Below are 16521 nucleotides of genomic sequence, written 5' to 3' on the forward strand. Positions count from 1 at the left end.
CCGCGCGACCACGGTGACCGTCTCGGCGACCAACGACACCGACCAGCCGGCGACGCTGGCGGGCTGGGTCGACCTCGACGGCGACGGCCGGTTCGGCAACGGGGCCGAGCGGGTGGTCGTCGACCTCCCGGCCCGGTCCGGCACGGCCGACCACGACCTGACGTTCCCGGCCGCCACCGTGGCGGCGACCGGCACGACCTACGCCCGGTTCCGCCTGTTCCCCGGAGACGTCGCCGACGCCGACGTGCTGCCCACCGGCGGGGCCGCGGCCGGCGAGGTCGAGGACCACGCCGCCACGGTCTTCCCGTCGGCGCCTGCGGTTCCGTTCGCGTGTGCTCCTGGTGCTGCGGGCACGCTGTTCCAGTCCGAGCCGGTCGACGTGTTCGCGGTCGACCTGATCACCGGTGAGAGCTCGCAGGTGGCGACCGATGCCGATCCGCGCAACGTCAACGCCGCGGGGTTCAACCCGGTCGACGGCTACATGTACGGCATCGGCTACACCGGTACCGGCGAGCTGACCATCAAGCGGATCGCTGCGGACTGGACGATGCGCGACCTCGGTATGCCGACCAACTGGGCCGGGTTCCCGGGCATCCCGCCGGCGTGGAACGGCTCCGCGCACATCGGTGAGTTCGACGCCGACGGCCACCTGTGGATCAGCACCAGTACGAACTGGGCGGAGATCGACCTCAGTGACCCGTCCTCGCCGACGTACCTCGAGGTCCTGGACGCCGGCGCGCTGACCCCGCCCCCGGGGTGGGTCGCTGGCTGGGACTGGGGGTTCAACGTCGAGGACGGTGACCTCTACATGGTGACGCCCAACGCCCCGGCCACCGCGCCGCGCCAGTTCGCGTTGATGCGGTTCGACACCGACACCCACGCCACGTCGGTCGTCGGCACGCCGCTGGGGGCGCTGGAGCACCCGGACGGGCAGCACGCGACCGCCTTCGGTGCGGTCTACTCCGACCCGGACGGCTTCCTCTACGCCTCGGACAACACCACCGGTGGCATCTGGCGCCTCGACATGGGCTCGGCGGCCGGCGCGTTCTTCGCGGAGGGCCCGGCGTCGGGGCTCAACGACGGTGCGCGGTGCTTCAACTCCCCGCTCCCGATCGACTTCGGTGACGCCCCGGACAGCTACGGCACCAGCCTGGGCTCCGACGGGCCGCGGCACAGCATCCCGGGGTACGACGCCGCGGCCGGTACCGCGCCGTTGCGGCTGGGTGCGGCGATCGACTTCGAGAGCGACGGCCAGCCGGGTGCGGCGGCCGACGGTGATGGTGCCGACGAGGACGCGGTGGCTGACCCGATCGAGCTGGTCTCGGGTCGCGCGACCACGGTGACCGTCTCGGCGACCAACGACACCGACCAGCCGGCGACGCTGGCGGGCTGGGTCGACCTCGACGGCGACGGCCGGTTCGGCAACGGGGCCGAGCGGGTGGTCGTCGACCTCCCGGCCCGGTCCGGCACGGCCGACCACGACCTGACGTTCCCGGCCGCCACCGTGGCGGCCGGCACGACCTACGCCCGGTTCCGCCTGTTCCCCGGAGACGTCGCCGACGCCGACGTGCTGCCCACCGGCGGGGCCGCGGCCGGCGAGGTCGAGGACCACCGGGCGGCCGTCGCGCCGCAGGACTTCGGCGACGCACCGGAGCGCTACGGGACCACGCTGGCCGCCGACGGCCCGCGGCACCTCATCGTGCCGGGGCTGGAGATCGGCTCAGCGGTCGACGGGGAGGCGGACGGCCAGCCTTCGCCGGACGCGACCGGCGACGACGCGAGCGGCACCGCCGACGAGGACGCCGTCCCCGGCGGGATCGTGCTGGACCCGGGTGCCACCGATCCGACGCTGACCGTTCCGGTGACCAACAGCACCGGTGGGCCGGCGGTGCTGCACGGCTGGATCGACTCCGACGGGGACGGCGTCTTCGGCCCGGGCGAGCTGGCCACCGCGCCCGTGCCCGACGGGGCGACCGCAGTGGACCTGGCGTTCGCCGGTATCCCTGCGTTGCAGGACGGCACGAGTCCGATGGTGCGGCTGCGGCTGACCTCGACGAACCTGGTCGACGACCCCGCCACCACGACCCGCGACGAGCGCGCGCTCGGCGCCGCCAGCGACGGCGAGGTCGAGGACCACGTCGCCCAGGTGGCGACGCGAGTGCCGGTCTCGTGCACCTCGCCGTTCGTCGAGACCTTCGGATCCGGCGCCGGCTACGGCCCCGCGCTGCCGGTGGGGCAGACGACCTACACCTACGTGGGGGCGCCTGAGCCGGACGGCATGATCGACGCCGCCGAGTACGCCGTCGTGACGAGCCCGGTCGACGCCCACGTGAGCTGGCACGCTGGGAGCGACCACACCGGTGACCCCGACGGCCGGATGATGGTCGTCAACGCCGACGTCTCGGCGGGCGTCTTCTTCAAGCGCACCTTCACCGGGCTCGCGGCGGGGGCGGACTACGACTTCTCCGCGTGGATCGCCAACGCGCTCGACGCCGACCTTCCCGACCACCCGAATGTGACGTTCCGCGTGGTCGACCCGGCGACGGACGGTGTGCTGGCGTCGGTGGACACCGGGGACATCCCCGAGAGCCCGTCGATGGACTGGGCGCGGTTCGCCCTGCAGTTCACCGCGGCCCAGGCCACGGTGCGCCTGGAGCTGGTCAACAACACGGCGGGCAGCGACGGCAACGACCTCGCCCTGGACGACATCAGCTTCTCCCCGGTGTGCGAGTTCGGCGACGCGCCGCAGCGCTACGGGACGCTGATCGCGGATGACGGCGCCGGCCATGTCGCGGCCGGTCCGACGCTGGGGACCGAGCGGGACACCGAGCCCGACGGGCAGCCGGGACCGGCGGCCGACGGGGACGACAGCGCCGGCTCGCCGGACGACGAGGACGGGGTCGCCAGTGCGATCGAGACCTCGCTCGGCGCGGAGACCACGGTGGTGACCTCGGCGACGAACGACACCGCCGAGGACGTCACGCTCGCCGGCTGGGTGGACCTGGACGGCGACGGCTCGTTCGAGGACGCCGAGCGGGTGACGGTCACCGTGCCGGCCCGCTCCGGAACCGCCGACTACGACATGACGTTCCCGGCGGCGACGACGACGGCCGCCACCTACGCACGGTTCCGGGTGTACGGCGAGCAGGTCGCCGACCCGCGCCCGACCGGCACCGCCGGTGCCGGCGAGGTCGAGGACTACCCGGTCGCCGTGTTGGAGCCCGTCCTGAGCGTCGCCAAGACCTCCAACGCGACGGCCGACACCCGGGCCGGTGACACCGTCACGTACACGGTCACGGCCACGAACACCGGCGCAGGAGACTACACCGCCGCGAATCCCGCGCGGGTCTGGGACGACCTGTCCGGCGTGCTCGACGACGCGACCCTCGACACGGGCAGCATCACGAGCGATCGCGGTGCCGCGCCGACCTTCGGTCGCCCGATCCTCGCGTGGACCGGTGAGCTGGCCGCGCGCGAGCAGGTGACCCTCACCTACTCCGTGACGCTGCGCAGCGGCGGTGACGGACGAGTCCGCAACGTGGCGTTCGGCCAGTGCGATCCCTCCGATGCCGCCTGTGACACGACGACGCCTGCGTGCGACCCCCCGGTCGGCGGGGCCGACCCGGCGACGGGCAAGCCGTGCGCCGAGCAGGAGCTCGAGCTTCCCAGGCTGACGATCGGGAAGGTCGCCGACCGGACCGATCTCCCGGTGGCAGGCGAGCGGGTCACCTACACCGTGACGGTGACCAACGCTGGGCCGGGCGACTACACCGCGTCCGCGCCGGCGACCGCCTCCGACGACCTGACCGAGGTCCTCGACGACGCGGACCTCGACGAGTCGACGATCACCGCGGACGTCGGCACCGCGGCCTTCAACGACCCGGCGCTCGAGTGGACCGGCGTGCTCGCGGCGGGTGACGTCGCGACGATCACCTACGAGGTCGTCTACGACGGAACCGCCGGTGACCGACAGCTGACCAACAACGCGTGCGTGTCGGTCGAGGACGCACAGGACCCGCAGGACCGGTGCGCCACGGTCGAGATCCCCGGCTCCGGGCTGGACCGGGACAAGGTGGCCGACCCGGCGTCGGGCACCGCGGTCGAGCCGGGGGAGGAGATCACCTACACCCTCAGGTTCGCCAACACCGGGCACACCCCGGCGAGGGTGGACACCGTCGACGACCTGTCCTCGCTGGTGGACGACGCCGACCTCGTGGCGGGCTCGATCGCAGCGGACGCCGGGCTTTCGGCGACGTACGACGCCGCCGCCGAGCAGATCGCCATCACCGGCGAGGTGCCGGTCGGCGACTCGCTCGAGGTCGTCTACACCGCCAGGGTGAAGCCATGGGCCGCCCAGGGTGACCACGTCGTGCGCAACGCCCTCCAGTGCCAGGCCGGTGACCCGTCAACGTGCCAGCCGGACACGACCAGGCACCCGGTGCGGGCGCTCGACATCGAGAAGACCAGTGACCGGACGGCCGACACCCAGATCGGGGACACGGTGACCTACACGGTCACGGCCGAGAACATCGGCCAGGCCGACTACACGGCCGATGACCCGGCACACGTGTGGGACGACCTCTCGGGGGTGCTGGACGACGCCACGTACCAGGACGACGCGGTCGCGGACCCGGTCGGTGCGGGCACGGTCACCTACGCCCGTCCCACCATCAAGTGGTCCGGCGAGCTGGCTCAGGGCGACACGATCACGTTGACCTACACGGCTGTGCTGACCGGCAACGGCGACCTCACGGTCCGCAACGTCGCGTTCGGCGCCTGCGACCCGGTCGACCCGGGCTGCGACAACACCACGCCCGGCTGCGCCCCGCCGACCGGCTCCGGGCTCGACCCGGACACCGGGCGGGCGTGCGACGAGGAGGTCTTCCGACTGCCGCGGTTGGTGGACTCAAAGTCGGTTGATCCGGCTGATGGGTCGGTCGTGGGTGCGGGTGCGGTGTTGACGTACTCGTTGCGGTTTGCCAACGAGGGTGCGGCTGCGGGCCGGGTGGTGCGTGATGACTACCTGGGGATGCTGCTGGATGACGCTGAGGTGGTCGAGGGTCCGGTGGTGGCTGGTCAGGGGAGCTTGACGGCGACGCTGGTCGGTGAGCGGATCGAGGTTCGGGGGTCGTTGCCGGCCGGTGGTGTGGCGACGGTGACCTACCGGGTGCGGGTGATGGGTGATGCGGCTCGGGTGGCTGCTGGTGGTGATCACGTGCTGGGGAACTTCTTGATCGGTCCTGGTGCGGTGCCGCCGACGGCGTGTCTGCCGGTGGCTGATGAGGACTCCACCTGCAACCGGGTGCCGCGGTTGGTGGACTCGAAGTCGGTTGATCCGGCTGATGGGTCGGTCGTGGGTGCGGGTGCGGTGTTGACGTACTCGTTGCGGTTTGCCAACGAGGGTGCGGCTGCGGGCCGGGTGGTGCGTGATGACTACCTGGGGATGCTGCTGGATGACGCTGAGGTGGTCGAGGGTCCGGTGGTGGCTGGTCAGGGGAGCTTGACGGCGACGCTGGTCGGTGAGCGGATCGAGGTTCGGGGGTCGTTGCCGGCCGGTGGTGTGGCGACGGTGACCTACCGGGTGCGGGTGATGGGTGATGCGGCTCGGGTGGCTGCTGGTGGTGATCACGTGCTGGGGAACTTCTTGATCGGTCCTGGTGCGGTGCCGCCGACGGCGTGTCTGCCGGTGGCTGATGAGGACTCCACCTGCAACCCGGTCGGCGAGATCCGCGCGGAGAAGTCGGTGGACCCCGAGGACGGCTCCAGGGTTCGCGCCCGGGACGAGCTCACCTACACCTTGCGGTTCACGAGCACGGGCACGGGCGCGAGCCAGGTCCGCTACGACGACGAGCTGGCCGGAGTCCTGGATGACGCGGTCGTGGTTGCGGAGCCGAGCTCCTCGACGCCGTCGCTGGCCGTCGCACGCGACGGCGACACCATCACGGTCCGCGGGAGCCTCGACGCCGGCCAGGTCGCGACCGTGACCTACACGGTGCGGGTCAAGGGCTGGGCCGACCAGGGCGACCACCAGCTGGCCAACTTCCTGGTCGCACCGGGCACCGGCATCGGCTCGTGCGCGCCGGGGGACCCGCTGTGCACGACCAACCCGGTGGGGTCCCGGGGCGATTCTCCGGGTGGCACGCCGGGTGGCACGCCGGGTGGTTCTCCGGGTGGCACACCGGGTGGTTCCCCGGGTGGTTCCCCGGGTGGTTCCCCGGGTGTCTCGCCGGACGGATCTCCGGGCGGATCGCCGGGCGGTGCGCCGGGTGGTTCCCCGGGTGGTGCGCCGGGCGGATCGGTGCTGCCGGACACCGGCGGTCCGACACTGGTCGCGCTCCTGACGGGCCTCGCGCTGGTGCTCGGTGGCGGTTCGCTGCTGATAGCTGCTCGCCGCCGTCGGTCCTGACGCCCGCAGTGTGCCCGGCCCGCCGCCACCGGTGGGCCGGGCAGGGGCCTCGTGCCGACGCTGCGAACCCGCTCGCCGCCGACCAGGTGAGCTCCCCGTCGTGACCGGTCCACCGCACCTCGACGGCGGCGGGCGACCCACCTGCACACGCGTCGTGCACCCCGCGCAGGCACCGCGCACGGCGGCCGGTGTGGAATGGCCCCGTGAACCTCTTCGAGTTCGAGGGAAAGCGCCCCGTCGTCCACCCCGACGCCTGGATCGCCCCGACCGCGACCCTGATCGGCGACGTGACCGTCGAGGCGGGCGCCAGCGTCTGGTACGGCGTCGTGCTGCGTGGTGACGTGTGCCGGATCGTCGTCCGCTCCGGCACGAACATCCAGGACAACAGCGTGCTGCACGCGGGGCCGGACCAGGTGCTGACCGTCGGCCCGGACGCCACCGTCGGCCACGGGTGCGTCGTGCACTGCGCCGAGGTCGGCGAGCGGGCGCTGGTCGGCAACGGCTCGACGCTGCTGGACGGCGCGACGGTGGGGGCCGGCACCCTGGTGGGCGCCGGGTCGGTCCTGACCCCGGGCACCGAGCTCCCGCCGGGCGTCGTCGCCACCGGCACGCCGTGCAAGGCGGTCAAGCCCATCGAGGGGACGTCCTCACAGATCTGGGTCGACACCAACGCCGGGTACTACGCCGAGCTCGCCCAGCGGCACGCGGCCACCGCCCGTCCGGTCACGCCTGCCGACTGACCACCCGTCAGCCGGCCATGCCGAAGCGCGGCGAGGGGGATGGTCACCGGAGGAACGCTTCGGGGACCGGTCCGGCCGTCGCCGCGACCGAGATGGGCCAGGTCCTCGTCCGCCTCTGACGACGACCGCCCCCTCGCACTGCCGTGTCGGGGACGCGGCCGCCGTCGTCCAGCTCCCGCACGCGGTCTGCGACGCCCGCCCCACCGGGACCGCTGAGGCAGCGGGGCGTCGTCCCTAGCGTCGGCCGGTGACGAGGAGCCCGCCGCCCAGCATCCCGAGGGACAGGCCGGTGACCCGGTCCCACCAGCGGCGGACGACGGGTCGGCGGAGCAGGGTCGAGAGCCGGGTGCCGAGGACGACGACCACGGCCCAGGGCAGGAACCCCAGCAGGACGTCGACGAGGCCGAGGGCGGCGATCTGGAGCCAGACGGGTGGCGGTCCGTCGACGACGAACTGAGGCAGGACGGCGGCGAAGAACAGCACGGCCTTGGGGTTGAGGAGGTTGGTGAGCAGGCCCTGCCGGAACGCCTGCAGTGCGGCCTGCTCACCCCGTGGTGACGCCGTTGCGTGCGCGGGAGTCCGGCGCCGCAGCGTGGGGACGACCAACCGACCGCCCAGGTAGAGCAGGTAGAGCCCGCCGCAGATCCGTACCGCGGTCAGCAGCTCGGGGTGGCGGGCCAGAAGCACCGACAGGCCGACCGCGGCCATCACCAGGTGGGCGAGGAGACCCAGCTGTGCGCCGACGGCGGCGGCCACACCCGGGCGCCATCCCCGCGTCGCCGAACGCAGGATGATGGCGAAGTCCGGGCCCGGGACGAGGTAGGCGACCGTGGCGACACCGACGAATGCCCACCAGCTGATGCCCATGTGGCCACCGTAGGCCCCCGTCAGTGCCGCGGGCGCTCGTCGAGGCAGACGGCGACGAGCAGGCCGGCCCGGTCCCCGGTGAAGACCTCCCAGCCGCGGTCGAAGGAGACCAGCTCCAACGTGCCGCGGGGGGTCCGGATGAGCGCGGACGCCGGCTGGACGCCCGGCGCGAAGCCGGTCGTCGAGCAGTCGTGCTCGGCCATCGCGCTCTGCACGGCGTGGGCGTAGGGGTCCATCGCGATCGTCGCCGCCTCCGGCGGCGCGGGCGCCACCGACGCCGTGGTGCCGACCGCGGTGAAGGCGAGGAACGAGCTCAGCACCGCCGTCTTGAGGACGGTGAGCGCGAGGGTCACGCGGGTGCGAGACGTCGTGCGGTGCATCAGGACTCCACCTGTCGTCGGGTTCCTCTCCCGGCGGGCACAACGAGGTCGACCGGCGCCGGTCACGTCCCCGCGACCTCGTGTGGGACAAATCTCTGGATCCCCATCCGGTTCACCGCCGCGGTGCGGCGCGCCTCCGATGGGCGAGGATGGCGCCATGACGTCCCGCGACTGGTTCACCTCGCCCGCCGACGCCACGGAGCGGCTCGGCGCGACCGGGTACCTCGCCGACCCGGCGACCGCCACCACGGCGTACCTCGCCGGCGCGCTGGAGAAGCCCCTGCTCGTCGAGGGGCCGGCCGGCGTGGGCAAGACCGAGCTGGCGAAGGCGGTGGCGCGGGCCAGCGGCGCGGACCTGGTCCGGCTGCAGTGCTACGAGGGTCTCGACGAGGCGCGGGCCCTCTACGAGTGGAACTACAAGAAGCAGCTCCTCGCCATCCAGGCCACCCAGGCGGCCCGCGCCGAGGGCAGCGGCTCCTGGGAGGACACCCACGGCGAGATCTTCACCGAGGACTTCCTGCTCACCCGACCCCTGCTCACCGCCATCCGTCGCGAGCAGCCGACCGTGCTCCTCATCGACGAGGTCGACAAGACCGACGTCGAGGTCGAGGGGCTGCTGCTCGAGGTGCTCTCCGACTTCCAAGTCACCATTCCTGAGCTCGGCACGGTGAGCGCCGTACGCCGCCCCTTCGTCGTCCTCACCTCGAACGCCACCCGGGAGCTGTCCGAGGCGGTCAAGCGGCGCTGCCTCTACCTGCACCTGGACTACCCCGACGCCGAGCGGGAGCGCGAGATCGTCACCTCGCAGGTGCCCGACCTGGACGCCGAGGTCGCCGGCCAGCTGGTGGCCACCGTCGGGCGGCTGCGCGAGCTCGAGCTGAAGAAGGCTCCTTCGATCGCCGAGTCGGTCGACTGGGCGCGGACCCTCATCGCCCTCGAGATCGGTGAGCTCGACGAGAAGGCGATCGCCGACACCCTCGGCGTGGTGCTCAAGCACGCCTCCGACCACGACCGGGCTGTCAAGGAGCTGAGGCTGCGCCGATGAGCACCGGCCCCGCGAGCAGCGGCCTGCTCGACCGCCACCTCGCGTTCCTGCGCGCGCTGCGCTCCGCCGGCCTGCCCGTCTCGCTCGCCGAGGACCTCGACGCGATCGCGGCGCTCTCCGCGCTCCGGTGGGGCAGCCGGCAGGTCGTGCGCGACGCCTACGCCGCGACGCTGGTGAAGAAGCAGTCGCAGCGGCCGACCTTCGACGCGCTCTTCGACCTGTACTTCCCCCGGATGATCGGCGGCGGGGCCACCGGGCTGCCGGCCGACGGGGCCGACGAAGCGGCGGGCGGCGACGGGCCCGCGGAGGACCGGGACCGCGCCGGCGGCGAGGACGAGTTCTCCGTCCGCGACGGGGCGGAGGCGCTGCAGGCGTTCCGCGACGAGCTCGCCGAGGCCCTCGCTGGCGGGGACGCCGAGGCGATGGCCCGCCTCGCGGCCGAGATGGTCGGCCGGTTCGGTGCCATGCCCGGCCGCGGGCCCGGCCTCTCCAGCTGGTCGTCCTACACCGCGCTCCAACGGGTCGCGCCCGGCGAGCTGGTCGACCGCGTGGTCGCCGGCCTGCTCGCCGCCGGCCGGACCCAGGAGGAGGCAGACCGGGTGGCCGCACGACGCCTGGGCGGCTTCACCGCGATGGTCGACGACGACGCCCGCCGGCGGATCGCCGAGGAGAAGGGCCCCGAGCACGTCGCGAACGTCGCGCTGCGACCCAGCATCGACCGGCTCGACTTCCTCTCCGCCCGGCGTACCGACCTGGAGCAGATGCGCCGCGAGATCTACCCGCTGGCCCGCCGCCTGGCGACCCGGCTCACCCAGGAGCACCACGCGCACCGCCGCGGGCCCCTCGACTTCCGGCGGACCGTCCGGGCGTCGGTCTCGACCGGTGGGGTTCCGCTCACCACGCACCACCGGCCCAAGCGCCCGCACCGCACCGAGCTCGTCGTGCTCTGCGACGTCAGCGGCTCGGTCGCCAACTTCGCGCAGTTCACGCTGCTGCTGGTCTTCGCCCTGCGCGACCAGTTCCAGAAGGTGCGCGCCTTCACCTTCATCGACCACGTCCACGAGGTGACCCACCACTTCCGGCCGGGCGCCGACGTCGTCGAGGTCATGGAGGAGCTCGCCGCCAGCACCGCGCACGCCGCCCTGTGGGGGCGCACGAACTACGGGCGCGCCCTCACCACGTTCGCCGAGCGGTACGCCGATGCGCTCGGCCCGAAGTCGTCCCTGCTCGTCCTCGGCGATGCCCGGTCGAACCACTCCGACCTCGCGCTCGGCACCCTGCGGGACCTGGCCGGACAGGCCCGGCACGCCTGGTGGCTCAACCCCGAGCACCGACGGCACTGGGACAACGGCGACTCCGCCGCCTCGGCGTACGGCGCGGTCGTGCCGATGGTCGAGTGCCGCAACCTCACCCAGCTCGGCGAGTTCGTCCACGACATCCTCTGAGGGCCCCACGCCCAGGCGCCAACCGCATGTCGGGAACGCCCCTGTCGCAGAATCCCGATTCGGGAGAGTATCGACCGCATGCGTCGCCACCGCTCCCTCCTCACCGCCGTCCTCGGGTCCGCACTGGGGCTCCTCCTCGCCGCCCCGGCGGCCCCGGCGGCCTCCGCGCCGTCCGCACCCGCGGCCACCGGAGCGGTCCCTCAGGTCGTCCCCGTCGCCTTCGGGTCGCTGAGCCCCCACGCCGCCACCGACGTCACGCCGGCGCCGCGGCAAACCGACCGGAAGGCGCCCGGCGTGCGGCGGGCCGTCTTCGTCGGCAACAACTGGGACGGCACGGCGAGCATCCTGGCGCCGGGCAGCTTCAAGCAGCTCGGCCGGATCAACATCATCCCCGACCGCGACGAGCGGCTGCGGGAGATCGCGCTCAACCCGTACCGGCTCGCCTACTTCATTGCGATCCGGATCGTGATCGGCGAGGGGCACGACCAGTACGTCGACGACATGTACTCCTCCAACGACGGCACGCTCCTCGTCGTCTCGCGCCCCTCCTTCGGCGACGTCGTCGGCATCAGCCTGAAGACCCACGAGATCGTGTGGCGGTTCCCCGTGGCCGGCGTGCGCTCGGACCACATGGCCGTCTCGCCCGACGGCAAGCGGGTCGTGGTGAGCGCGTCGACCGGTGACGTCGTGCACGAGCTCCGGCTCCGCGACGGCAAGGAGCTGGGCCAGTTCGCCTCGGGCGGCTCGCCGCACGAGAGCACCTACATCGACAACGGCCGCCGCATCCTGCACGCGAGCATCGGCATGGTCTACAGCCCCCTCGACCACCCCGCCCTGGACGCCACGAAGCAGGAGCGGGTGCTCCAGGTCGTGGATGCGCGCACGAACAAGATCGTGCGCCGCTACGACCTCCGCAAGGCGCTCGACGCGCGGGGGATGGACGACGTCAGCACGGCGGTGCGTCCCATCACGCTGAGCCCCGACGAGGAAAAGTTCTACTTCCAGCTCTCGTTCTTCCACGGCTTCGTCGAGCTCGACCGCCGCTCGGGCGAGATCACCCGCGTCAAGCGCCTCCCGAACCTGATCAAGAGCACGCCCCGCGAGGCCTACCTCCTCGACTCCGCGCACCACGGCATCGCGATGGACCCCCACGGCAAGAAGCTCTGCGTGGCCGGCACGATGTCCGACTACGCCACCGTCGTCGACGCCCGCTCGTTCAAGCGGGGGCCCCTCCTCAAGGGCGGGCTCAAGCCGTACTGGGTGACGCCGAGCTGGAACGGCCGCCACTGCTACATCTCGTGGAGCGGCTCGGACAAGATCTCGAAGATCTCCTACCGGACCGGCCGGATCGTCGACAGCGCGCCCGTCGGCTACCACCCGCAGCGGGTCCGCAACGGCTTCGTGCAGCGTTCCCTCGTGGCGGGCCTGCCCGACGTCGAGCCGGACATCGGCCTGCTCAGCGGTCTGCCGACGGCTCCCTGACCACCTGGTAGCTGCGGCTCTCCACCGCCGTCCCCGGCCCGGTCGCCAGGTAGCCCTGGTCGCGCAACCGGTCCAGGGCGTCGGTGACCGACCCCGGACCGCCCGGCCCCGCGGCGTCGAGCTGCTCCGCGAGGCTGACGTAGTGCGACATCTCGTGGTGGTCCGCGATGCCGGTGGCGTCGCCGTCGAACCGGACGGTCGTCTGCTCCGGTGAGTCGGCGTTGTCCTCCCCGTCGAGGAGCGGCACGACGTCGCCCCGGTGCTCGAGGGAGAGCACGTGCGAGCCGGCCGGGAAGGCGCCCACGTGGGCGGTCGGGGAGCCGGCCGTCACCACGTCGGTCACCGTGAAGCCGCTCTCGCCGGCGAGGATCGCCGCGGCCGCCATCCCACCCTGGGAGTGGCCGACGAGGAGCACCGGGTCCTCGGCACCGACCCCCGCCTGCTCCATCGCGTCGAGGATGCCCTGCTGGTAGGCGTTGTCCGCCCCGCTCACGAGCAGGAAGTTGGTGTGCAGGTCCCGCACGGCGTCGTCGCGGGTCCAGGGCAGCGTGGTCATGTCGTCGGTGCCGGGCAGGTAGACGACATGGCGGACCGCCCCGTCCGCCCCGGTGATCGACTGCACCTCGATGGTCCCGTCCCCGCCGTGCTCGGCGACCCTGCCCAGGTGCGCCAGGACGTCGGCGAGGCCGGCGGGCGGGCCGTCGGACCCGTTCCGGCCGCCGAGCGGGTCGTCGATCGGCACCGCCACCCCGGTGCCCGGGTCGCCGTAGAGGCCGGCGAGCACCCCGGCGGCCGACTCGGTGTCCGGCGTGAAGGACGGCAGGCCGAACGGCCCGCCCGGCGCCAGCGGCGTGAGGCCGTCCCACAGGCCGTCGAGGAGGCCCCCGCCGCCGTTGACCAGGTGCTGGACCGCCTCCGGGTGGTCGACCAGCCACTGCTCGACGTCCGCGGCCAGCTCCTCGGCGCCCTCTCGCAGGTCCCTCTCCAGCCGGTGCTGCAGGGTCGGCGGCAGCAGCCGGTGCAGCGCGAGGGCTGCCGGACCCACCACCACGAGGCCCGCCAGCACGCCGGGACCGACCGTGCCGAGGGTGAACCCGACCGCCCGGCCGAGGGCGTGGTCGACCACCTCGAACGTGGCGCCGACCAGCTCGTCGGCGGCCTCGAACGCTGCCACCGTGACCCGGACCAGCACCGCGTCGGCGGCCCACGCGACGCTCTCGACCAGCAGACCGTCGGGCCCGGAGGTGGTCGCCGCGACCGCGCGCTCGGCCTCCGCGAACGTCAGCGGGGAGAGCAGCGCGGACTCGAGCAGCTCGCCGTCGGTCATGGTCCGGCTGCCCAGCTCGGACCAGGCGCGCAGCTGCTCCCCGGCCCGGTCGTAGGCGTCGGCCAGGCCCCGGACGCGTGCGTACGACGCGGCGAGGCCATGGGAGCCGCCGACGACCTCGACGGTCCGCAGGGGTTCGGCGCTCACGAGCGCACCCGCGTCGCGAGGGCCGCCACCTCGACGCCGAGCCGCTCGGCGGGGACCCGGTGCACCCGGACCATCGGTACCTGCTGGTCGAGGTACGGCGTGAGCGCGCGCCAGCCGTCGGCGTACCGCATCCAGCTCAGCAGGCCGAGCGTGCGGCGACGGCCGCCCCCGGCGACGGTCACCTGCAGGCGGGCCACCGCGCTCGCGTGGAGGCGCCGAGCCTGCTCGGCGGGGATGCCCGCCCGGTCGGCGAGCTCGCCGAGGACGTCGGTGCGGTCGGACCGCACCGCCTCGCCGGTGGCCAGGAGCACGTCGTGCGGCAGGCGGAGGTCGTCGTCGGGCGGAGGCCCGGCCGACGGCGGCAGCCGCGCGTCCAGCGCTCGGGCGAGCTCGGCGTGCCAGAGCCGGTCGTCGAACCAGGCCAGCTCCACCGGCCCGCCCGCGGACGACGCCACGGCGACGCAGCCGGCGCGCCACCGCTGCCAGGAGTGCAGGCGTGCGTAGGCCGACGTCGTGCCCACGGCGAGGTCGAGGTCGACGAGCAGCTCGGGCGCGTGCAGGACCTCCAGCGCGGCGCGGACGTCGGCGACGGGCGCGCCCTCGCGGAGGAGGCCGCCGCGGGTCAGCTCGGCAACCGGGTCCTCGCCTGTCCCGGCCGCCCCCGCGTCACCGTCAGCAACGGCGACGGGGCTCGCCGCCGCTCCCGGCCACGGGGTCGTGGTGCCGGCCCGCCGGGCGAGCTCCTCGACGGCCACGCGGCTGAGCACGATCCGTCGCGGCAGCAGCACGGCGCTCACCGGCGGGCTCCCGGGAGGTCGACGTCGAGCCAGTCCCGGTGACCGGGCGGTGGCGGCACGAAGCGGTCGAGCAGCTGGTCGACCGGGTCCGGGGCGACCGCGCGGACCCCGTCGACGACCCCGCCGACGACCCCGCCGACGACCCCGCCGACGACCCCGCCGACGACGCCGTGGACCAGGGCGCCGGCCAGCTGGGCGAGGCGCTCGCGAGCCGCGTCCACCAGCGCGCGCACCCGCCGCTCGATCGTCGCGATCTCCTCCTGGAGCCGCTCGACCTCCCGCGCGTGCCGGTCGAGCGCGCCGGCGGCCTCGTCGTGGAGCATCGCCGTCCGGCGCAGCGCGGTGGCCCGCTCGCGCACGCGGCGCCGCATCGCGTCGGCCGCCAGCCCGGTCCACGGTGTGTCGTCGGCCAGGCCGACCAGCCGGTCCGCCTCGGCCCGCACCTCCGAGGCGCGCTCCCGCAGGGCGCGGGCCAGCCCGCGGATGACCGCCGTGTCGCCGTACCTCGACCCCTGCACTCCCGCTGTCTGCCCCCGCCCCCACCGCGGGAAACCCGGGTTCAGAGGACGGTGGACAACCGGTCGAGCGCCCGCTCGACCTCCTCGCCGGAGCCGGCGAAGGAGAGCCGGATGAACCGCTGACCCGCCTCGGTGTCGAAGTCGACCCCCGGCGCCACCGCGACCCCGGTGCGGGCCAGCAGCTGGTGGGCGAAGGCCATCGAGTCGTCGGTGAGGTGACCGACGTCGGCGTAGACGTAGAAGGCGCCGTCAGCGGGGGCCAGGCGGGTGATCCCGAGGGAGCCCAGCCCGTCGAGCAGCAGCCGCCGGTTGTGGGCGTAGCGGGCGACGTGCGCGTCGAGCTCGGCGTACGAGGCCTCGTCGAACGCCGCCAGGCAGGCGCGCTGCGCGACGACCGGCGGGCAGATCGTGAAGTTCCCCGCGAGCACCTCGACGGCCCGCCGGAGCCCGGCGGGGACGAGCATCCAGCCGATCCGCCACCCGGTCATCGAGAAGTACTTGGAGAAGGAGGAGAAGACGACCGCCTCGCGCGAGGTCTCCCACGCGCTGCGCGCGAGCGGCGGAGCGCCGTCGAGCGGGGCGTACTCGATGCCGTGGTAGATCTCGTCGGAGATCAGGCGGACGCCCTCCTCCTCGCACCAGGACGCCAGCGCGGCGAGCTCGGCGGGCAGCAGCATGGTGCCGGTGGGGTTGGCCGGGCTGGCGACGACCAGCCCGCGCAGCGGTGCCTCACGGTGCACCGCCGCCACCTGCTCCACCGTCGGCTGGAAGCGGCTCTCGGCGCCGGCGGGGATCTCGACCACGTCGCAGCCGAGCGCGGCCAGCACGTTGCGGTAGCAGGGGTAGCCGGGGCGGGCCATCGCGACCCGGTCGCCCGCCTCGAACGCCGCGAGGAACGCCAGCAGGAAGCCGCCGCTGCTGCCGGTGGTCACCACGACCTCGTCGGGGTCGACGTCGATCCCGTGCGCCCGCTGGTGGTGGCCGGTGATCGCCTCGCGCAGCTCCCGGATGCCCGTCGCCGGCGTGTAGCCGAGCGCCTCGCCCGACTGCAGCAGCCGAACCGCCGCGGCGGTCACCGGCGCCGGAGCCCCGGTGCTGGGCTGTCCGGCGAGCAGGTTGAGCACGTCACCGTGGGTGCGCTGCCGCTCGGCGGAGGCCGCGAGGAGGTCCATGACGTGGAACGGCGGGACGTTGGCACGGCTCGCGACGGCGAGGCGGTCAGGGGTCACTGCACGACCCTACGGCGGTCGTCGAGTCGTGACCTATGACCGTTCAGTCGTGACCTCTGCCCGTTCGATCGGGACGTCAGGCCGTTCACTCGGGAGCTCGACCGTCACAGGTCCCGATTCGACCGTGACAGGTCCCGA

11 protein-coding genes are annotated in these 16521 nt (G+C 73.5%); 5 read left to right on the forward strand and 6 right to left on the reverse strand.

Translation table 11 applies throughout. The features are described from left to right. Window positions 1-13: 13 nt before the first annotated feature. A complete protein-coding gene (locus ACSMHG_RS17840) occupies window positions 14-6406 on the forward strand; it encodes a DUF7927 domain-containing protein (protein WP_435747616.1) in 6393 nt (2130 codons plus the stop codon). Window positions 6407-6609: 203 nt separating this feature from the next. After that, on the forward strand, window positions 6610-7146 hold the full coding sequence (locus tag ACSMHG_RS17845; RefSeq protein WP_435747618.1) for a gamma carbonic anhydrase family protein: 537 nt from the start codon (window positions 6610-6612) through the stop codon (window positions 7144-7146). Between the two features lie 234 nt (window positions 7147-7380). Here ACSMHG_RS17845 and ACSMHG_RS17850 read toward each other — a convergent pair whose 3' ends face one another. Both ACSMHG_RS17850 and ACSMHG_RS17855 read right to left on the reverse strand, forming a co-directional pair. Then, window positions 7381-8013, reverse strand: coding sequence for a LysE family translocator (locus tag ACSMHG_RS17850; protein WP_435747620.1), 633 nt, complete (start codon window positions 8011-8013; stop codon window positions 7381-7383). A 20-nt stretch (window positions 8014-8033) separates the two neighbouring features. Next, window positions 8034-8393, reverse strand: a complete 360-nt coding sequence (locus tag ACSMHG_RS17855; RefSeq protein WP_435747622.1) for a hypothetical protein — start codon at window positions 8391-8393, stop codon at window positions 8034-8036. 157 nt (window positions 8394-8550) lie between these two features. Here ACSMHG_RS17855 and ACSMHG_RS17860 point away from each other — a divergent pair, with 157 nt between their 5' ends. From ACSMHG_RS17860 to ACSMHG_RS17870, 3 genes are all read left to right on the forward strand, one after another. Then, window positions 8551-9438 carry an AAA family ATPase gene (locus tag ACSMHG_RS17860; protein WP_435747624.1) on the forward strand — a complete coding sequence of 296 codons (888 nt, stop codon included), beginning with the start codon at window positions 8551-8553 and terminating at the stop codon, window positions 9436-9438. After that, the gene (locus ACSMHG_RS17865) at window positions 9435-10883 is read left to right on the forward strand and encodes a vWA domain-containing protein (protein ID WP_435747627.1); all 1449 of its coding nucleotides are present in this window, start codon (window positions 9435-9437) and stop codon (window positions 10881-10883) included. The genes ACSMHG_RS17860 and ACSMHG_RS17865 overlap by 4 nt, the downstream gene beginning before the upstream one ends. A gap of 78 nt (window positions 10884-10961) precedes the next feature. After that, entirely contained in the window at window positions 10962-12365 is a 1404-nt protein-coding gene (locus tag ACSMHG_RS17870) for a YncE family protein (RefSeq protein WP_435747629.1), read from the forward strand. On the opposite strand, the gene ACSMHG_RS17875 is transcribed toward ACSMHG_RS17870, so the two are convergent. The 4 genes from ACSMHG_RS17875 to ACSMHG_RS17890 are packed head-to-tail and all read right to left on the reverse strand — an operon-like array spanning window position 12340 to window position 16383. Beyond that, entirely contained in the window at window positions 12340-13839 is a 1500-nt protein-coding gene (locus tag ACSMHG_RS17875; protein ID WP_435747631.1) for a hypothetical protein, read from the reverse strand. The two genes, ACSMHG_RS17870 and ACSMHG_RS17875, sit on opposite strands and share 26 nt — an antisense overlap. Beyond that, on the reverse strand, window positions 13836-14636 hold the full coding sequence (locus ACSMHG_RS17880) for an ESX secretion-associated protein EspG (protein ID WP_435747633.1): 801 nt from the start codon (window positions 14634-14636) through the stop codon (window positions 13836-13838). Before ACSMHG_RS17880 ends, ACSMHG_RS17875 begins: the two co-directional genes overlap by 4 nt. Beyond that, a complete protein-coding gene (locus ACSMHG_RS17885; RefSeq protein ID WP_435747635.1) occupies window positions 14633-15154 on the reverse strand; it encodes a WXG100 family type VII secretion target in 522 nt (173 codons plus the stop codon). The genes ACSMHG_RS17880 and ACSMHG_RS17885 overlap by 4 nt, the downstream gene beginning before the upstream one ends. A 41-nt stretch (window positions 15155-15195) precedes the next feature. Further along, on the reverse strand, window positions 15196-16383 hold the full coding sequence (locus ACSMHG_RS17890) for an aminotransferase class I/II-fold pyridoxal phosphate-dependent enzyme (RefSeq protein WP_435747637.1): 1188 nt from the start codon (window positions 16381-16383) through the stop codon (window positions 15196-15198). Between the last annotated feature and the right edge of the window lie 138 nt (window positions 16384-16521).

Source organism: Nocardioides ureilyticus (assembly GCF_051280745.1).
In the GTDB taxonomy this organism is placed as follows: domain Bacteria; phylum Actinomycetota; class Actinomycetes; order Propionibacteriales; family Nocardioidaceae; genus Nocardioides.

Excerpts from the sequence above, each read along its gene's own strand:
- ACSMHG_RS17850 (WP_435747620.1), bottom strand. The coding sequence starts at position 8,013 with ATGGGCATCAGCTGGTGGGCATTCGTCGGTGTCGCCACGGTCGCCTAC.
- ACSMHG_RS17855 (WP_435747622.1), bottom strand. The coding sequence starts at position 8,393 with ATGCACCGCACGACGTCTCGCACCCGCGTGACCCTCGCGCTCACCGTC.
- ACSMHG_RS17870 (WP_435747629.1), top strand. The coding sequence starts at position 10,962 with ATGCGTCGCCACCGCTCCCTCCTCACCGCCGTCCTCGGGTCCGCACTG.
- ACSMHG_RS17865 (WP_435747627.1), top strand. The coding sequence starts at position 9,435 with ATGAGCACCGGCCCCGCGAGCAGCGGCCTGCTCGACCGCCACCTCGCG.
- ACSMHG_RS17860 (WP_435747624.1), top strand. The coding sequence starts at position 8,551 with ATGACGTCCCGCGACTGGTTCACCTCGCCCGCCGACGCCACGGAGCGG.